The following is a 16,873-nucleotide window of genomic DNA, read 5'->3' as shown; positions in this document are numbered from 1 at the left end:
AGGCGCTTGTCCACACCGAGGTTCCGGCGTCTTGGTACAAATTCCCTACATGAGCCCTGCCAGCCGCTGCACCCCCGCCTGTATCTGCGGGATGGAGGCGGCACTGTAGGACAGGCGGATGAAAGGTGCCGGAGGCTCGTCAACGTAGTAATGCTTCCCGTCGCCGATCATGACCCCGGCACTGTTGGCTGCAGCTGTGAGCGCGGTGGAATCCGTACCCTCGGGTAGTTTTACCCAGAGGTGAATTCCGGCTGTGGGGATGGTTGCGACGCGGGAACCATACAGCGCCACGTTGACTTCGGCAACCATGGCTTCCCGGCGTTCCAGCAGCCCGGTGCGCAGGCGTTTCAGGTGCCGCGGCCAGGCTGCGGAGCTGAGTAGGGCCAACGCGATTTCCTGTGTCAGCGGCGGAACGCACATGTCGTCGGCACTGCGGGCAGTGCGAAGGCGCTCTCCTGCCGGACCCCGTGCGGCCAGGGCACCCACACGCAAGCCCGGTGCGGCCGGCTTGCTCAAGGTGGCGATGGTGACCACGTGCCCGTCAGGGTCCTGCATGAAAAGCTGCGGCGGAGCGCTGCCCTCCAGTGTGAGGTTTCGGGCCCAGTCGTCTTCGATGATGAAGGCGCCGTAGCGTTTGGCCAGGGCCAGCACCGCCACGCGCCGTTCGGGGCTGAGCACGGCTCCCGTCGGATTGGCACAGCCGGGCTGCAGGTAGATCAATTTCGCACGGGTGCGTTCCAGCGCGTCGGCCAGCTGCTCAGGGATAATGCCGTCGGCGTCGGCCTGCACCGCGGCCAGGTTCAGGCCGGCGGCCTGCGCGGCAATCGCCGCCCCGGGGTAGCTGGGACTTTCAGTGATCAACGTGGATCCGGGGTCAGCCAGGGTTCGCATGGCAAACGCCAGCGACTGCTGCCCGCCGGGCATGATGAGCACCTCATCCGCTTCGGCGCCCAGCTCGGCGGCAAAGGCGGCCCGCAAGTCAGGCAGCCCCATGGGCGGCGCCATGGTCCAGGCGCGGTGGCTCTTGGCACAGCGGGATCCGATGGTGCGCAGCTCATCAAAAGGCTGCAGCTCAGGGGCCAGATAGCCCCAGGAAAGTTGCACGTGCCCGGCCGTACCGGCGGCGCCGAGACGCCCGGCCTTCCCGGGGTCCACGCGTGAGCGGCCCAAGGCTGAGGACTGCCATGCATAATCTGGTTCCGGCATTCCTGAGGGGCCGTCCGGTTCGTCGCGGCCGGCCACGAAGGTGCCGCGCCCGGGTTCGGGCCGTAGCACTCCCAAGGCCGTCAGGGAAGCAATGGCTGCGGAAATCGTCGCGGCGCTGGCGCTGTGCGATTTGGACAACTCCCTGGCGGACGGGAACTTCGCCCCCACGCGCATCACGGCGGCCTGCTGTTTTAGTTTCTGCGCGATCTCACTTGCCCTGTTATTGCTCACAACGGCAATCCTAGATAGCGTTACCGACTTTGTCGCCTAAGTGTTACTGAACGTTGCAGGATACCTAACCAACCTCCGATTCTCTTGGCCGCCGGTTCGAGTCCGGCCCGGGGCACAACAGGCCTCTGACCTGCGGTTATACCTCGCAGGTCAGAGCTATTTAGGGCCAGCTCCCCCTTAGCTCCCCCAATTCGTCAAAATTTTCCTCAAATTCCACTCCCCCTTTTCAAAAGGACCAGCTCCCCTTTTTCGCTCCAAGACAGGCATTTGCGGCGACATCCCAGACGATTGCCGGGCCGCTCAGGCGGTCAAAGTACGTATTCGGCTCCGCTGCCGCCGGCCGGTCGACGAGACGCTTCGTTGACCTGAATTTCTGAGACGCTAGGGTGTTGCAGTTAGGGCACGCCGCGCATTAATTCGGGCGGGGTATACGCGAATCAGGCGAACGCGGAAGCACACGGATTGTTATTGCTGGGAATTTTGGTGGCCACTGGACCGGTGATGGACCGGCTTGCCGGACAGCTTCAATCGACAGTCTAAACAGAGCCCGCCTCTGGACACCTGCCATGATAAAGTCGAAACTGTGAATTACTTATTCTTCGTCTACTGGGGCTAACACCAGTCTGTTCCTTGTGATTTTTCCGAGGCTGCGGGCTGGTTTTTCATGCCATCCGTCACCGGCATTTCTGTCATGTGTGGCGTCCCAGCAGATCTGAGCGCATTTCCCGCTCCACATCGCGCCCATTACTTCTAACAATGGGTTTTTCTAAGCGAGCGGTTGCGCCTCCCTTTCGGAGGAATAATGACCATCACAATTACCTTGCCTGCACGCGCCCGCGCGCAGCTCATAGCTTCGACTATTCATGTTGTCCGTGGCGGGCGTAAGATCCTGACCAACGTTGACCTCACCATCACACCAGGAACCAGAGTGGGGATCGTAGGGGAGAACGGCCGAGGAAAATCAACCCTGCTTCACATCCTTGCCGAGATACTGACCCCTGACTCCGGCACAGTGCTACGCATTGGCACGCTCGGCATAGCCGAACAAGAAATGCCCACCGATGACTGCCGCACGGTCGGGGATCTCATCACCGAGCAACTTGCCGATTCCCGTGCTGCGCTGCGCGCATTTGATCTTGGCGCAGACGCCTTGGCGGCCCAGTCACCAGGCGCGGAGGAGATATTTGCCGAAGCCCTGAATGCGGCCGAAACGCTTGATGCCTGGGACGCGGATCGCCGGGTTGACGTCGCGCTCGAATCATTGGGAGCCGTCACCGACAGGGCGAAGCTGCTGTCTGAACTATCCGTGGGTCAGCGCTATCGCGTCAGGCTTGCCTGCCTGTTGGGCGCTGAAGATGATTTCCTTCTTCTGGACGAACCGACGAACCACCTCGATCAGCAGGGGCTGGACTATCTCACCGAGCAGCTGCGTGGCAGCCAAGGGGGAATCGTCGTCGTGAGCCACGACCGGGCACTCTTGACAGATGTTGCCACCCACATCCTGGACCTTGACCCGAGCCGAGACGGGATTCCGCGCCTCTACGGCGGAGGGTATTCGGGGTACACGGAAGGACGCAAAGCAGAGCGGGAACGGTGGGTCGATGAGTACGAACAGCAACAGGCCGAACATTCCCGACTGACCCAAGATCTGGCAACCGCTCAGAACCGGCTCGTGTCGGGATGGCGGCCACCCAAGGGAACAGGAAAACACCAGCGACAAACCCGCGCCCCAAGTCTTGTTCGTTCCGTCCACCGACGGCGCGATGACCTTGAAAATCACAGAATCACCGCTCCTGAGCCACCGCTTGAATTTCGCATGCCAGAACTTTCCGCGCGGCCTGGTGTCACACTGATCCAAGCGGTGGAGGTGGCAGTCGACGGGCGAATGCACTCAGTGACGACCCTCATCCTTGAGTCGGGCAGCAAGTTTGTGGTCTCAGGGCCGAACGGTGCCGGAAAATCAACCTTCCTTAGCGTGTTGGCCGGAACCCTTGCACCTTCCACGGGAGAAATCCACCATGCCCGTGGCGTAAGAATCGCCTACCTGTCACAGGAGTCACCTACCGCAACAACGATGCGGGCCCGCGACGCATTCAACACCCACCTCGCAACATTTACCAGCGCCGGAACGGTCAAAGAAGGCGAAATGATTTCCCTCAAGTCGCTCGGGATTCTATCCTCGGCCGATCTTAACCGTCCGGTGCGGGAACTATCCATGGGCCAACAGCGCCGTCTCGATCTTGCGATGGCACTGGCAACCAAACCCCATGTGCTGTTGCTCGATGAACCCAGCAACCACCTGTCCATCTCGCTTGTTGATGAACTCACCGAGGGACTGCACGCGACGAAGGCCGCCGTAATCGTCGCGACCCACGACCGTCAACTTCGCCGCGACCTTGCAAGCTGGCAGCACATCAACTTGGCAAACCCCAAAGAAGACTGGTCTGGAAGCTCAACCTTCGAAGGGCGCGCCTCATGAATACGTCACCACATCAAAAACCCGCGTCTGTATCAAAATGGCGGGCCTTGGCCCCGCTCCATCATCGTGACTACCGCCTGCTACTGGGAGCGGTGGGATTGTCACTTTTCGGAACCGGCATGTGGACCATTGTCATGGTTTTCCAGGTACTCTCGATCGACAACTCGACCACGGCACTATCAATGGTCGCGGCCTGCCTCAGCGGTGGCCTCTTCTCGTTCGCCCTGGTCGGAGGTGTCACCGCCGACCGCTTCTCGAAACGGACCATCATCATCACGGTCCAGGCAACGAACTTGGCGGCCGTGGCGATGGTGACCCTCTTAGCGTTCAGTGGCGGTATCCAGCTTTGGCACATGGCTCTTGCCTCAGCGATGCTCGGGGCTGGGAGCGCGTTCTTCTACCCGGCCTACAGTGCCTTTCTGCCCACCATCTTGCCCACAGAAGAACTCTTGGCGGCCAACGGGTTGGAAGGCGCACTCAGACCCACTATGCAGCAAGGAATCGGGCCTGCGACCGGAGGAATGATCGTGGGAGCATTTCTTCCGATGCACGGCGCACTGATTGTCGCCATGCTCTATGCGCTGGCACTGAGCCTGGTCGTCTGCATACGTCCTGACCCGAGAAACCCCAAAAAGCTAGATCCAGTCTCAGGACAACACGGCATCTTTGCGGATCTACGTGAAGGAATTTCCTTTACGGTGAAAACGAGATGGTTACTCTGGACCCTGGCCTTTGCATGCCTCATGACGTTGATCATCATGGGTCCCATCGAAGTGCTGATTCCCTTCATTGCACGAGACAACTTCGGCAATGGCGAGCAGGTTTTCGGGCTTCTCCTCACTGCGTTCGGGGTGGGAGGGGCGGTTGGATCACTGGTTGTTTCTTCCCTGCGGATGCCGCGCCGCTACCTGAGTGCCATGGTGCTGGGCTGGGGTGTCGGGACCATCCCACTAGCATTCCTGGGTATCACTACATCGTTCTGGGTGATGGCTGCTGCCCTGTTTATTGTCGGATTCAGCTCAGGTGCAGGAATGGTCATCTGGGGAACTCTTCTGCAACAGCGGGTTCCTGCAACCATGATTGGCCGGGTCGCGAGCCTGGACTTTTTCATTACGATCGCGCTGATGCCACTATCGATCGCTCTGGTCGGTCCCATCGCAATGATGGTACCTACCGCCGTCATCTTCGCCGTAGCAGGGACAACACCCGTATTGATCGCGGTACTTGCTGTTCTCGCCGGGAGAATGCGACGAGACGAAATGAAGCATCCCCTCGATTCCACAACGGAGAGCCAAGACCCCATCGAGTCGGTAAGTCAGGAGCACGAATAACCCCTCACAAGTGCAGGTGTGGATCACGTGGGCGTGGGAGCCCACTAAGGATGCTCCCACGCCCACGATGGGCAGGCAGGAGGCATTCCCTCCGCTGCGCTCCCGCTGCCAAGAATGGTATGTTCCGAATCGAGGTGAACCGTTCAAAGACACGTTCGCCAAAAAACTGTCCCAGTGGAGGTCCCCAAACGGTCACGAACCTGCCGTTCCGTAGCGATCTTTCTAAGACTGCGAGTTGGGGCACCAAATGGCGGCGCTACCGCATCTCTTCACGGTGCACAGCGAGTGCGCCACGGAGCAGGTTGTCGCGCGTTGCGGAGTTCGTGCAACTCCGCGGATCATTGCTTGAATGCGTCGATGTGTGCCCCGTGTGATGCGCTCCTGAGATCGACGCGAGTGGTGTTCTGTCCTCGACTAACGAACGCGACTTCCTGTTCCTCGGTGAACATGCCGCCGTCGCTGCCCGCAAAGGGCACAGGGCAGCGCACTGGCTCCGGGTGCGCCGCCGCGATGAGTCACGCGGTGTGGGCGCCCATAGGCTGGCCCACGAGGTCCACCGGATGAGGCCCTGCCAAAGCAATGATCTCCACAACATTGTTCACAAGTGTCCTACATGATGTGGACATTTAGGACGGTTGCGTGAACTGTGCTTCGAACTCTGCGCTCGGCGCGATCGGCGTGATGACATCAACCAATACGCCGTTGGGGTCTGCGGTAATGAAATGTCTCTGGCCAAAGTCCTCATCGCGTAGTGGCGTGATTATCGGTAGGCCTGCGGCAATGAATTTGGCGTATGTGGCGTCGACGTCATCAACTTCAAAGTTGAGCAGTAGGCCGGAAGCAGTTCCTCGGTGCGACTCGGGCACGGTCTCGTGCTGGCCATCCAAGACGGCCAAGGCATGTTCTTCACGTTGCAGGTGGATATACCAGCCGCTTGAAAACAGCTGTTCAAAGCCGAAATGTTGCTGGTAGAACGCAGCGGTGGCAGCCACATTTTCGGTCATGATTACGGGATAGGAGCTCGAAATGATTTGCATGCAAGAAAACTAACATACAGACTGTATGTATGCAAAAGATTCAAGCTCAAACAAACGCCCAGCGCAGCGCTCAGACCCGACGGGCGCTGGTTGTCGCAGCACGGTCGCTTTTCGTTGAGAAAGGGTTTGCCTCCACAACCACACCAGAGCTGGTTGAGCGTGCGGGACTGACCCGAGGTGCGCTCTATCACCACTTCAGGGATAAGGGTGAAGTCCTACATTCAGTGCTCGAGGAGGAGGCCCGCGAGGTCGCAGAGGAGATAGAGAAAGCTGCGCCGACCAACGCAAGCCCTGTCGATGCTTTACGAGGCGGTAGCGTCGCCTACCTAAACGCGATGGCTTTTCCAGGACGGACTCGCCTCCTGCTGATCGAAGGTCCGGCAGCACTTGGTGCCGCTAGGATGGCCGCAATAGATGAGGGACATGCTGCTGCATCACTGCGCGCAGGACTCGAAGAGGCAATGCCCGGCCACCATGTCGCCGCCCTAACGAACTTGTTGTCGGCGTCATTCGATCGGGCCGCGTTGGATATTGAGGGCGGAGGCGAAAAAGATGCGATCCGAGCAGCGATGCTTTTCCTCATTGACAGGGTAGTGACTTCCCCCTCATGACGAGACTCGGAGCAACAGGGCTTTGCGGTGGATAGACATTCTGGGAAGTCTTTCTAAAAGCCGTGGCAGTTCTGTCCCAGCGAGGGTTGGCCTGTGGAACGTACGGATTTCCCGCGCCGTGACGAAAAACGCGGGCAGGCGTAGGGCATCATGGACTGATGGATCCAATCACGATTGCACGCTCTTATGTCGAGGAAATGCATGCCGGAGCGGAAGCATCAATCCTGGGCGGCAGCGCAGCCTTGGGCAGATCAACTCCAACATCGGATCTCGACATAGCCATCCTCTATCGAGCTGGCGGCGCGAACTACGCGGAGACCCTCCGGTATCGCGGATGGATCGTAGAAGCTTTCATTCACACCCCCGAGAGTCTGGCCTTCTGGTACGAGAAGGAAAGATCCATACGCTGTGCCGTAATCGGCGACATCTGTGCGAGAGGACTGTTGCTGACCGACAACGGGGCCGGCAAGCAATGGCAGGATGAGGCGCGCCTCTACATGCGACAGGGGCCCATGCCGTTGACCGACGCCGAACGAGACCTCCGCCGTTACGACCTCAGCTGTTCAATGGATGACCTCCTGGGATCCGGCTCTCCAGCCGAAACGTTCGCCACTGCTTCGGACGTGTTCCGCCAAACCGCCGAACTTCTATTGCTCCGTCACCAAAAATGGTTGGGCAACGGCAAATGGGTGGTTCGGCGCCTGGAACAGCTGCCCAAAGACGAGGCCGCATTGGGGCTCTTGGCCTGGGCCGCTTCCAAGGACAACGACCCCCAGAAGCTGGCCGGGATCGCTCGAGATGTACTCGACCAAAATGGCGGCTACGCCATGGAGGGCTTCTTGCGGGGTGCCCGCTAGAGGTTCCCGTTACGGGCGCTCTAGCTCAGTGCAGAGGACTTTGGACACCCAGTGCAGTCGCCTTCGGAAAATGACAACCGGCTGACGGGACACTTCTTACAGGACGAAGCAGCAAAGAATCTGCCAGTTGATTTGCAGCAAGTAGGCTTGAAACATGCCTAACTTTGATGCAGTGATTTTCGACTGGAGCGGCACACTGGTGCACGATCCCAGTAACGAAGAGCGTGTTGCTTTAGCGTTCGCAAAGCTCGGTCGCACAGAACCCCATGGGATAGATCGCATTTGTGAATCCCTGCGCCGCTGGGAGACAGATCCTGAGGTCGTCGCCGCTCAAGTTGGTTCTGATACAAGTACCAGCAGATATTACGCAGCAGAGTCTTTGCATTTCCAACGGGCTGGGCTGGACCAGGAACTTGCAGAGGTCCTATTGCATGCCGATGAGTGGCCGGAAAGTCGGCCACTGTATCCCGATGCACTAGCCACACTCCGAACCTTGAAGAAGCAAGGATGTCGAATTCAAGTCCTCAGTGACATTCACTTCGACATTCGTCCTCTTCTGGAGGATCAAGGAGCAGGCGAATTCATAGACGACTACGTGTTGTCGTTTGAGCACGGCATACAGAAACCGGAAGCTGAGATTTTCGAGCTTGCGCTTGCTCGGCTAGAAGTGGCTCCCAATCGTGCCCTGATGGTGGGCGACCGCGCCACGCATGATGGTGCGGCTACGGAGAGTGGCATCACGAGTTTGCTCCTTCCACGTATTAGAACGCCAGACAATCGCAACCTCTCGATCGTAAACTTGCTAGTCGGCTGAACCTTCCCGGTTAGCGTTCCCTACGAACACCTGCCGCTGGCATGGCATCTATCGACAAGCCGCACCCTGCTGGGTACACGTCTCAGCGATGCCCTGGTGTTCGATTCTTCCGTTTCCGCGGCGCACCAAAATGAGGCTCACGGTCGCCGCCGTAGCAATTGCTGCAGCCATGACCCTGCAACTGACCTGAGCAGGGTGTGAACGCCAAGCGATGCCGCCTCACAAGGTAGACGGTGTACGAGGGGTCTTGACCTGACCCCCTCCAGACCACGTCCAGTCCAACAGTCGTCCTCTCTACCGCGATAGACTCCATCTGTGGACACCAAAGCGCAACTGACCCAGTCAGCAAAGTTTCGTGCGGACTTGCCCAGTATTTGTTGCTTGTTGCTCGGGCTCGGGGCCCTCACGGCCTTCTTCAACGGATGGATCCTGGTCATTGGTTCGCACGTTGTCCGCACTTGGATCGTCAGTTGCGTGCTACTTGTAGCCTCGCTGGTACTCCTGTGGGTCCGCGCCAAGAAACGTCGAGGTGAAAGCGCGAATGGTGGAGTATGGGGATGGTCGCGTTCCTTCGTCATTTTTTTGCTGGTCGCCGCCGTTGGGGTGGGCAGCGCAATGGGGGCGTTTTTCGATATGGGTACACATGACTTCATGCTTGATCCCCGTGGCCCGGACGGCTGCCAGCTCGTCGTGCGGGAGTCTGCTTTCCTCATGGCAGGCGGGGGTGAGGTATATACGGTTGGTACTGCCGGTATAGGCCAGCTGGCGGGTGAATGGGGCACCGACGATGGATACCGACCAATCGAAGCCGGTTCCTACACCCTGAAATGGAATGCCGATGGCGGAGAACTCACCGTCTATGAGGCTTTTGGCTTCAGGTCGCGCCAGGAAAATACACCGCAACATACCGTCGAATTCGGAGAAGTCACCTTTTCAGGAACTACCGGAGCGGGTCGAGTCGAGCAACAACCAATCAAATGCCGCTGACATCTGAAGTCTTCCGCTCGGCAACTAAGTCTGCAGCAATCGTCAAGCGTCCCTTCTGATACCAAAAGAGCGGATTGGATCCTTGGACTGTCCCGCTTAGGGTTCCCCTTACGGGCTCACCAAGGCTGTGCAGACGAGCACTGAAAATGACACCCCTTGCGGGAAGCTGCGACAGTTCAAAAGGTCTGAAGTGCATCCACTGGTTCCCGCTGCGGACCGGCCTGGGGTGGCTTCTATTGGCAAGCCGCAGTTCAGTGGGTACCTGGCTCCACGCGCCCCTATCGTACGATTTTTTCCGTTTTGGGTCAGTCGTTCGCCGAAGCCACGGGCTTTGCCGAGCATCCGTGGGTGATGGTCCGCCACAGGGCGGCCCACGTGCACATGGTCGCCTTCCGCGTGGGCGATTCGAGCGAGGTCTGGCATGGCCGCAACGACCGCCGGGCAGCGCAGAGCGCCTGCACGCGGCTGGAGCTCGAGCACGGGCTAGAGCAGGCTCCGCGGCGACGGGTTGAGCCGAAACTTTCGGTGATTGCCGAGCGTGAACAGGCCAGAGCCCAGGAGTTGGCCCTGGTGTCACACCGGGCGCTGTGCAAGAGGCTGAGCGCATCGCGGCGAAAAAGCTTCTAGAGGCACATTTGAGGATTCACCGGGCGAGTTTCCCGTATCCGCCCATGACATGGGTGCCGGGTCAGGAAACGCAACCCGTACGACGTGATTTCAAGCAGCCAGAGATTCACCGGGACCAAGGAATCGAACGGCAGGCGGGAGCTGGTACTTCCAAATGGGAGAATTCTTGATCGCTCTTTCACCGCTGGTCGCCCACGAACCTTCATACAGTTTTAGACTTTGAATGGCTCCAGAACCCTATTCACACAAGGGTAAGTCGGCCGGTATTTCCATGGTTTCAAGAACCTTACCCGTAGCAGTTTCGATCATCACGGCGTGGTTCTTCGGCCAGGACGGATCCACATTGACTTTGTAATCGACGTTCTCTGGTGCAACGGCCTCCGCTGTCCCGTCCGATGTCCTGCGCATGGCATCAAAGATCCGGCCCGTCTCCGAAACTACCGTCACGGTCTCCTGGGGCAATTCGGATACATTGCCGTCAACTGGGGTCGAATTCCAGATGGTCTCGAATCCCCCTGAGCAGTTTTCACCCGGTGAAGAGGTGATGCCCTCTGCAGCTTCAGCTGATGCATTTGCCTGTGCCGAGCAACCAGTCAGTGCCATCATGACCACTACTGCAGTCATTGCCAGAATATTTTTCAAGTTCATTTCCCCCACTTTTACGCCCAGACAGTTTCAAAACCGAGCCTACCAAGACCTCAGCTTACCTAGTGGCAACGATGATTAATAGCAATTGTGTTCGGTGATGGTTCCATTTTTGACAGTCCGGGGCAGTCTCACTTTGCAAGCGGCGTGCATGATTTCCCTTTTGGTCCTGGCCGTCCATAACCATTCCAATCATGGTCAGTTTCCACTTCAGATAGAATCCTTCGATGGGGACAGACGAGAAGAACTACCTGCCGGTCAGGTCACGAGTGTATTTGGCCAGCTTCGTTTCTCTGTTGCTCGGCTTCGGGGTGGTCGTTGGGTTCTTCAACGGATGGATCCTGGTAGTTGGCTTGCATGTCATGCGCGCCTGGATACTAAGCAGTGCCCTTTTGCTGGCTTCGCTGGTGCTCTGGGTCCTTTGGATCGTCCGTGGCAGCAGGAGGCCAGGCCCGAGAAGGGATGAGGGGTGCTGGGGACTGATGCGATCCGTTGCCTTCTTTATGCTGGTTAGCGTTGTTGGGACGGGCAGCGCGATGGCGGCGTTTTTCGATTGGGGTATGAGTAACTACATCCTGGATCCCCATGGACCGGACGGCTGTCGAGCGGTCGTACGGGAGCAGGCAACGTGGGGTGGTAATCAAGGGGAGGCCTACGCCGTCGGCATCATCGGAGTCGGCAGGTCGGCAGGAAAATGGCATACCTATGATCTACCTCGGCCAATCAATGCGGGCGACTACACACTGGTGTGGACTGCATCCGGCGGAGAGCTTACCATCGCCGACGCTTATGTTTTCAGGACACGTACGCAAAACATCGCAAGGCACAAGGCGTTGCAGCCGCTCATCGATAGTGGAGAATTCAGCATCGACAATTTGTACGATCCGGAACCATTTGATCGGAAACCGGTCAACTGCCGCTGATGCCGAGGTGGATTGGCTCGCGAACCAAGACTCCTGTGGGACAGTCCGATCCACGCACCACTCGAAATCCGGGCTCGCAGTGTTGGCTTTTGGGGCCATATCTTCGGCTAGCCCGGGTGCAGTTCCCGCCAGATTCCCCCTCCAGCCCGACATGATCCATCGCCAAGGATTGCAGAAATGTCCGGTAAGGGTCCCTGCTACGGACAGAGTCGGTTGTGCAGGGCACTTCTGACAAAAAGGTAAGTGAACACGACTTCTGACATTTGTGCACTCGACTCTTGAAAATGACAGTGTTCCTCTTGGGCGGGATAGTCAGTGTCGAGATCGGCTCCTGAGTGGCTGATCAATACTGAGATGGCAGACACCAGAACAACTCATGGAGTTCCCGTTACGGGTCGAGCCAAGTTGAATTGAGTGTATTGCCACGTTTGCGTCGTTGCCGGACATGAGTATTCTGACGAACGATTTCGCTGGGTATAGCTTGGACTTACGGGGGAAGAATGGACAACGAAACGGATGCAAGGCTTGAAACTGCATTGCGAGATGCAGATCCGGCCACCGGATGGACACTAAAGTCGGATGCGCTCGACAATGCTCTCAAGGAACTACGCTCGACGAGGATTGGTCAACCCATTCCACCACGAGCGAGAAATCGTAGAGGCTGGATTGCATTAGTCGTTGCAGGAGTCGTTGCCCTGGCGGGCGTTGGAGTGGCTTCTCCGGCCGCGGCCGGGTTCCTGAATTTCCTTGCCCAGACGAGCGAAATACCCCCGTCCCAGCCTTCCGCTTCTGGGACACCATCCTCCGCTTCTGAATTCATCCCTGGATCAGAGCTCATTCGCCCTCTTGCGCCAGACTATGCAGACTTTGCACGGACAAAATATGGTGATCTTCCACTGCCGTCTGGCTACGACGAAGCCCTGGTAAAGTCAGAATCCGCCGAGCTCGAAGCCGAGAGTTACCGCCGTTACAGCGGCGGAAATGACGTCATCACGCAGGACATCGCATCCACGGTTCGCTACGAAGGCGTAGTTCGTTGCCTATGGCTAAATGATTGGTTGGACAGCTATTCAGCCAACGTAGTCGATGCCCAGGCCGCCGCTGTCACTGTTTTGGAGGACTCACTTACTTGGCCTGCCACCGTTGCTACCGACGGTGGCGGGGCTGTTGATCACCTAGCCTTGATCGTCCGTGCTGCGGCCGACGGTGACTTGACGTCTGTGCAGACCGGCGTCAGCACTATGGAGTGCGCAACGCTGACCGAAGGCATCACGCGATGATGCCCACGTCGACAACGAATGTCTCCAAGACGGAGTTCCCGACTGTCATTGAAGGTGGGTTCGACGACAGTATCAGGATGCTTTCACCGGCTCTGTTTGGATACTTCCTTCGCCGGGTCGACACAGCAGATGACGCGGCGGATTGTCTCTCTGAGACTTTCATGGTCCTTTGGAGGCAGAGAGACGGGCTACCTGAATCGCCGGATGGACTTCGCGCTTGGAGCTTCGGCATCGCCAAAGGTGTGCTCTCCAACTACCGGCGGGGCAAAATCCGCCAAGGAGCCCTCTCCGAGAAACTGCGGGAAGGAATGGTCCATATGCCCGTAGTCATCGAGCCAGACGATCAGGATATCTTGGCAGTCCTGAATACATTACGGGCGCGAGATCGAGAGCTTGTCATACTCATTGTTTTGGACGGCTTCGGAGTTGCAGAAGCAGGGAAACACCTCGGGCTATCCGCCACAGCTGCACGGAGCCGCTATGCACGAGCCCGTGCCCGACTTCGTACCCTCATCGGGGACCCCTACGGAACGGACAAACGTTAAGCAACCTGAAGCCGACGTTTCCGGTTTCGACAGCCTGAATGTCACAATATGGGGTCGTTACGTCGCTGTGGCTGCTACCTACACTAGCTAGTCAGCATCGGTTGTCATTACTGTTCCGCAAAGGGTTCCCCTGCTGACAGGCTTGGACGCGCATACACCCGTCATCTGAAAATGACTCCCGGCGCATAAGTTGGAGACAATAGCTTCATGCGCCTCTATCTGTCTTCGTACCAGCTTGGTGACCATCCCGAAACGTTTACGGGCCTGGTCCAAGGCAAAAGGTGCGGGTGGGTCATCATGAACGCTTTCGACGGAGTTGATCCTGCGATGCGGCGTATCGAGACCGAATTCCAGCTTTTGAATCTCGCGAAAATTGGACTCACGGCATATGAGCTCGACCTCCGGGAGCACGACGCCGAGAGCCTTTTTGTGGCGTTTGGCCAACCGGACTTCGTCTGGGTTCGGGGAGGCAACGTCTTCACCCTACGGGCTGCTCTGGCCCGATCGGGAGCCGACTCGCTCATTGTGGATCGCCTCAGAGCGGACGCCCTGGTCTACGCCGGTTTCAGTGCTGGGGGTTGCGTCCTCGCACCGAGCTTGTTGGGCCTCGAAGAGTGCGACCCAACAGATGATGCACTCTCCATGTACGGAACCGTCGAGTTTGACGGTCTCCACATTCTGGATCGGCCCTTCATTCCCCATCTGGGATCTTCGGATCACCCGGAGAACAAGATCCTGACCCAGGTGGCTGCTGCTTACGCCCGACAGGGCGAGCCCTATTGGGCGCTTCGTGACGGTCAGGCGTTGGTGGTAGATGGCGGCAGCATTGCGCTTCTCTGAGAGACCAACAGGCTGAGAATGTCCCATAGAGGGCTGGCGGACACCGAACCGATCATTCCAAACTGCGAAGAACCTCCCCTAACGAGCTGAACTGAAAGCGCCGCAATCATGGCCGAGTATCAGCCGCCAGCCACCTCCGCCAGGTACGCCATCACGGAAAAGACGGGTACCGCCTCGACTCGCGGCTGAGGGGTAAAATAGTGAGAACGGTTGGCAGCATACGCCGCCTCGAGGTAAAACGCTGACAAGCCTGTTTTTACGGCATCGGGCGCCCAAACCAAAACAGTATCGGGAACGAAAAGCATGCGCTCCCCCTTTACTCCCCCTTTTCAACCAAGAACTATGGCAAAGCACGAGATGCCACGAACTTCGAAAACTATGAAGTACCGCAGAAACACGCGAATTTTGGCGGTCGACGACAACCGACAAAATCCAGATGGCTAGATTCTCTTGGCCGCCGGTTCGAGTCCGGCCCGGGGCACCAAATGTGGCTCTGACCTGCGGTTTTGCTGTTTCGGCCGGGTGCGTCGAGGGACCAAATCACGTTTTACTCACGTTTTTGATAGAAAAAGTACCCGAAAAAAGATGCGCCGGGGCGCCCGAACCCGGCACAAATCATGACCGAAATTTCCCCTGACAGCCTTACAATACCTGTTGACGACTGCCAAAAATGCTCAATGTGCCCCAAGCTTGGCCAGCTGCCGACGAACCCGATTATTTGACCCTCCGATCGCCGTATTCTCGGCCCTGAGCACCGTCGGCTAGCCACGAACTTCCTTTGAGACTGCAAGCAGCCCGGCGCGGCAGATTCGATCATCCAGCTCTGGCAATTCGGCAATACTTCCGTGAACCACCAGCCCAACGCTGGGCTGCAGCGGGTGCATTCCAACGCAATTGCCATCCGGCCGGCCAGACTATCAACTCCTCCCGCAAGAAGACCGTCAACAGGGCATTTGTGGCGCCGTCATCCACTCACCCATGCAGAACAAACTTCCCATCCGGACCTTCAGCGAAATCCCTAGACCCAGCCGCAGAGAATACACTCACTGACCACGGCGACTCAGTATAAAAAGGGCTGAGATGCCAGTCCGAGAATCGATGGGTCAGGGTCAAGCCCGACCCGGCCGCTGCTTTATCCTGGTCCACGGGGCCGCCCTGAACGCCTGTGGTGGTTCCAACGACAAAAATACCGCCAGCCTCCAGCATTTCCACACCCCGGATAAAGGTTTCACGCAGTTCATTCGGTGAAAGAAAGGACGGGACGTTCCCTGACATGAGTACAACGTCGTAAACCTGCGGAAGGCCGTTTAGAGACAGAGTCTCAGGCGTGAGATCGACAGAAGCCATACGGCGAAACCACGACGGGTCATAGAGCTCACCGGCAACATCGAGGACTTCAGGTGTGGGATCAATTCCGTAGGCCGTGTGGCCTCGGGCGCGCAATCCATTGACTGCATTGCCGATTCCGCATCCGATATCAAGGACACGGGAACATCTCCTGCTAATCATGTCAACGAAACGTACGTCGACTTTCATGTCCGTTCCGGCAACTACATGTTGCCGCATCTTCGCTGCATATCCCTCGTAGTCGCGGCCTGTGTTCATCGCCCCAGTCTGCCACGAAACGTACATTGGTTTGAGTAATCGCTGACACGAAGTCGAAAGCTACCCGCTTCGTTGTGTGCCACAAGGGAACGCCCTGCGGCTGTGACACCGTGGGGATGCCCTTCGATGTGCCACCGTCTCGGCGACCGGCCATGTGCCCACCGTTGATGCGAGGATACTCACGGTCGTCGCCGGAGCCTGCCGCGACCACCAACAGTTGAGGTTCGATTACCTGGCACGCGACGGTGTCGCCAGCAGGCGAGTTGTTGAACCGCACCGGCTCGTCTGCACAAGCCGGCGCTGGTACCTGCTTGCATGGGACAGTGACCGGAAAGACTGGCGCACGTTCCGAGCCGACTGCGTCCGTGTTCCCTTGCCGACCGGCCCAGGGTTTACCCCACGCGGACCTCCCGAGGACGCAGCGAACCACGTCTTGCGCGGGGTCGACTTGCTGGCATGGAAGCATGAGGGCCGTATCCAGTTCCACGGTCAGGTGCAGGAAATAGCCGACCTCGTTCCATCGTTGACAGGATTGCTGCACCCAGTCGATGAGCACGCCTTCATCCTGGAGACGGGGAGTGACTCCTTACACGATCTTGTCCGCTATCTCACGAACCTCAATACGTCATTCAAGCTGCTTGACCCGCCGGAACTTCGTACCCTGCTGCGTAAACTCGCCGAACACTACACCGCAGCAGCAATCGAACCAAGGCAGCTCCAGGATAAGCGAGCACAGACGGGCGTTGAGGAAGGCAATGCCGAGATTCTTCGACACTTCACGAGAAGCGCCCCGCAAACGGAACCATGTAGCGGACACTATCGCGCGAAAATCATGTTCCATGGTCGTGGGGGACG

17 protein-coding genes and 1 pseudogene are annotated in these 16,873 nt (G+C 58.1%); 12 read left to right on the top strand and 6 right to left on the bottom strand.

The annotated features are described in order from the left end of the window. Window positions 1-45: 45 nt before the first annotated feature. On the bottom strand, window positions 46-1,437 hold the full coding sequence (locus tag art_RS02060) for a PLP-dependent aminotransferase family protein (RefSeq protein WP_216699576.1): 1,392 nt from the start codon (window positions 1,435-1,437) through the stop codon (window positions 46-48). Between the two features lie 802 nt (window positions 1,438-2,239). Between art_RS02060 and art_RS02055 the strand changes: the two genes are divergently transcribed. Beyond that, the gene (locus art_RS02055; RefSeq protein WP_038462179.1) at window positions 2,240-3,916 is read left to right on the top strand and encodes an ABC-F family ATP-binding cassette domain-containing protein; all 1,677 of its coding nucleotides are present in this window, start codon (window positions 2,240-2,242) and stop codon (window positions 3,914-3,916) included. Continuing rightward, on the top strand, window positions 3,913-5,247 hold the full coding sequence (locus art_RS02050; protein ID WP_052135908.1) for an MFS transporter: 1,335 nt from the start codon (window positions 3,913-3,915) through the stop codon (window positions 5,245-5,247). Before art_RS02055 ends, art_RS02050 begins: the two co-directional genes overlap by 4 nt. A 626-nt stretch (window positions 5,248-5,873) precedes the next feature. Here art_RS02050 and art_RS02045 read toward each other — a convergent pair. Continuing rightward, window positions 5,874-6,251, bottom strand: coding sequence for a VOC family protein (locus art_RS02045; protein ID WP_253901445.1), 378 nt, complete (start codon window positions 6,249-6,251; stop codon window positions 5,874-5,876). Window positions 6,252-6,313: 62 nt separating this feature from the next. Between art_RS02045 and art_RS02040 the strand changes: the two genes are divergently transcribed. The 5 genes from art_RS02040 (at window position 6,314) to art_RS02015 (ending at window position 10,180) form a co-directional block, all read left to right on the top strand. Next, window positions 6,314-6,895: a TetR/AcrR family transcriptional regulator gene (locus tag art_RS02040; protein WP_038462177.1), complete on the top strand. Its 582-nt coding sequence runs from the start codon at window positions 6,314-6,316 to the stop codon at window positions 6,893-6,895. Between the two features lie 158 nt (window positions 6,896-7,053). Next, window positions 7,054-7,752, top strand: a complete 699-nt coding sequence (locus art_RS02035) for a nucleotidyltransferase domain-containing protein (protein ID WP_052135907.1) — start codon at window positions 7,054-7,056, stop codon at window positions 7,750-7,752. A 154-nt stretch (window positions 7,753-7,906) separates the two neighbouring features. Next, window positions 7,907-8,566, top strand: a complete 660-nt coding sequence (locus tag art_RS20755; protein WP_082000053.1) for an HAD family hydrolase — start codon at window positions 7,907-7,909, stop codon at window positions 8,564-8,566. 315 nt (window positions 8,567-8,881) lie between these two features. Beyond that, the gene (locus art_RS02020; protein WP_038462176.1) at window positions 8,882-9,553 is read left to right on the top strand and encodes a hypothetical protein; all 672 of its coding nucleotides are present in this window, start codon (window positions 8,882-8,884) and stop codon (window positions 9,551-9,553) included. A gap of 300 nt (window positions 9,554-9,853) precedes the next feature. Then, on the top strand, window positions 9,854-10,180 hold the full coding sequence (locus art_RS02015) for a relaxase/mobilization nuclease domain-containing protein (protein ID WP_038462174.1): 327 nt from the start codon (window positions 9,854-9,856) through the stop codon (window positions 10,178-10,180). A 237-nt stretch (window positions 10,181-10,417) separates the two neighbouring features. Here the strand turns inward: art_RS02015 and art_RS02010 are convergent, their stop codons facing one another. Next, window positions 10,418-10,828, bottom strand: coding sequence for a hypothetical protein (locus art_RS02010; protein WP_157875100.1), 411 nt, complete (start codon window positions 10,826-10,828; stop codon window positions 10,418-10,420). Between the two features lie 224 nt (window positions 10,829-11,052). Between art_RS02010 and art_RS02005 the strand changes: the two genes are divergently transcribed. The 4 genes from art_RS02005 to art_RS01990 all read left to right on the top strand — a co-directional run bounded on the left by art_RS02005 (window position 11,053) and on the right by art_RS01990 (window position 14,413). Next, complete coding sequence (locus tag art_RS02005; RefSeq protein WP_038462172.1) at window positions 11,053-11,748, top strand: hypothetical protein; 696 nt, start codon at window positions 11,053-11,055, stop codon at window positions 11,746-11,748. A 500-nt stretch (window positions 11,749-12,248) separates the two neighbouring features. Then, complete coding sequence (locus art_RS22020) at window positions 12,249-13,028, top strand: hypothetical protein (RefSeq protein WP_157875099.1); 780 nt, start codon at window positions 12,249-12,251, stop codon at window positions 13,026-13,028. After that, complete coding sequence (locus tag art_RS23230; protein WP_052135906.1) at window positions 13,025-13,573, top strand: sigma-70 family RNA polymerase sigma factor; 549 nt, start codon at window positions 13,025-13,027, stop codon at window positions 13,571-13,573. Before art_RS22020 ends, art_RS23230 begins: the two co-directional genes overlap by 4 nt. A gap of 297 nt (window positions 13,574-13,870) precedes the next feature. Then, window positions 13,871-14,413: a Type 1 glutamine amidotransferase-like domain-containing protein gene (locus art_RS01990; protein WP_162182021.1), complete on the top strand. Its 543-nt coding sequence runs from the start codon at window positions 13,871-13,873 to the stop codon at window positions 14,411-14,413. Window positions 14,414-14,532: 119 nt separating this feature from the next. On the opposite strand, the gene art_RS01985 is transcribed toward art_RS01990, so the two are convergent. Together art_RS01985 and art_RS01980 are read right to left on the bottom strand one after the other, a co-directional pair. Continuing rightward, window positions 14,533-14,718 carry a hypothetical protein gene (locus art_RS01985; RefSeq protein ID WP_038462169.1) on the bottom strand — a complete coding sequence of 62 codons (186 nt, stop codon included), beginning with the start codon at window positions 14,716-14,718 and terminating at the stop codon, window positions 14,533-14,535. A gap of 667 nt (window positions 14,719-15,385) precedes the next feature. Beyond that, a complete protein-coding gene (locus art_RS01980; RefSeq protein WP_038462168.1) occupies window positions 15,386-16,018 on the bottom strand; it encodes a methyltransferase in 633 nt (210 codons plus the stop codon). Between the two features lie 154 nt (window positions 16,019-16,172). Between art_RS01980 and art_RS23225 the strand changes: the two are divergent. Then, window positions 16,173-16,643 (top strand): annotated as a pseudogene (locus art_RS23225) (helix-turn-helix transcriptional regulator); the annotation flags it as partial. On the opposite strand, the gene art_RS22795 reads toward art_RS23225, so the two are convergent. Next, on the bottom strand, window positions 16,644-16,859 hold the full coding sequence (locus art_RS22795; RefSeq protein ID WP_253901444.1) for a hypothetical protein: 216 nt from the start codon (window positions 16,857-16,859) through the stop codon (window positions 16,644-16,646). Between the last annotated feature and the right edge of the window lie 14 nt (window positions 16,860-16,873).

The sequence above is a fragment of the Arthrobacter sp. PAMC 25486 genome (genome assembly GCF_000785535.1).
Lineage (GTDB): Bacteria > Actinomycetota > Actinomycetes > Actinomycetales > Micrococcaceae > Specibacter.
This window is presented reverse-complemented; position numbering and strand designations above follow the sequence as displayed.

Excerpts from the sequence above, each read along its gene's own strand:
- art_RS20755 (WP_082000053.1), top strand. The coding sequence starts at position 7,907 with ATGCCTAACTTTGATGCAGTGATTTTCGACTGGAGCGGCACACTGGTG.
- art_RS02005 (WP_038462172.1), top strand. The coding sequence starts at position 11,053 with ATGGGGACAGACGAGAAGAACTACCTGCCGGTCAGGTCACGAGTGTAT.
- art_RS01985 (WP_038462169.1), bottom strand. The coding sequence starts at position 14,718 with ATGCTTTTCGTTCCCGATACTGTTTTGGTTTGGGCGCCCGATGCCGTA.
- art_RS01980 (WP_038462168.1), bottom strand. The coding sequence starts at position 16,018 with ATGAACACAGGCCGCGACTACGAGGGATATGCAGCGAAGATGCGGCAA.
- art_RS02045 (WP_253901445.1), bottom strand. The coding sequence starts at position 6,251 with ATGACCGAAAATGTGGCTGCCACCGCTGCGTTCTACCAGCAACATTTC.
- art_RS02050 (WP_052135908.1), top strand. The coding sequence starts at position 3,913 with ATGAATACGTCACCACATCAAAAACCCGCGTCTGTATCAAAATGGCGG.
- art_RS02055 (WP_038462179.1), top strand. The coding sequence starts at position 2,240 with ATGACCATCACAATTACCTTGCCTGCACGCGCCCGCGCGCAGCTCATA.
- art_RS01990 (WP_162182021.1), top strand. The coding sequence starts at position 13,871 with ATGAACGCTTTCGACGGAGTTGATCCTGCGATGCGGCGTATCGAGACC.
- art_RS23230 (WP_052135906.1), top strand. The coding sequence starts at position 13,025 with ATGATGCCCACGTCGACAACGAATGTCTCCAAGACGGAGTTCCCGACT.
- art_RS02040 (WP_038462177.1), top strand. The coding sequence starts at position 6,314 with ATGCAAAAGATTCAAGCTCAAACAAACGCCCAGCGCAGCGCTCAGACC.
- art_RS22795 (WP_253901444.1), bottom strand. The coding sequence starts at position 16,859 with ATGGAACATGATTTTCGCGCGATAGTGTCCGCTACATGGTTCCGTTTG.
- art_RS22020 (WP_157875099.1), top strand. The coding sequence starts at position 12,249 with ATGGACAACGAAACGGATGCAAGGCTTGAAACTGCATTGCGAGATGCA.
- art_RS02035 (WP_052135907.1), top strand. The coding sequence starts at position 7,054 with ATGGATCCAATCACGATTGCACGCTCTTATGTCGAGGAAATGCATGCC.
- art_RS02010 (WP_157875100.1), bottom strand. The coding sequence starts at position 10,828 with ATGAACTTGAAAAATATTCTGGCAATGACTGCAGTAGTGGTCATGATG.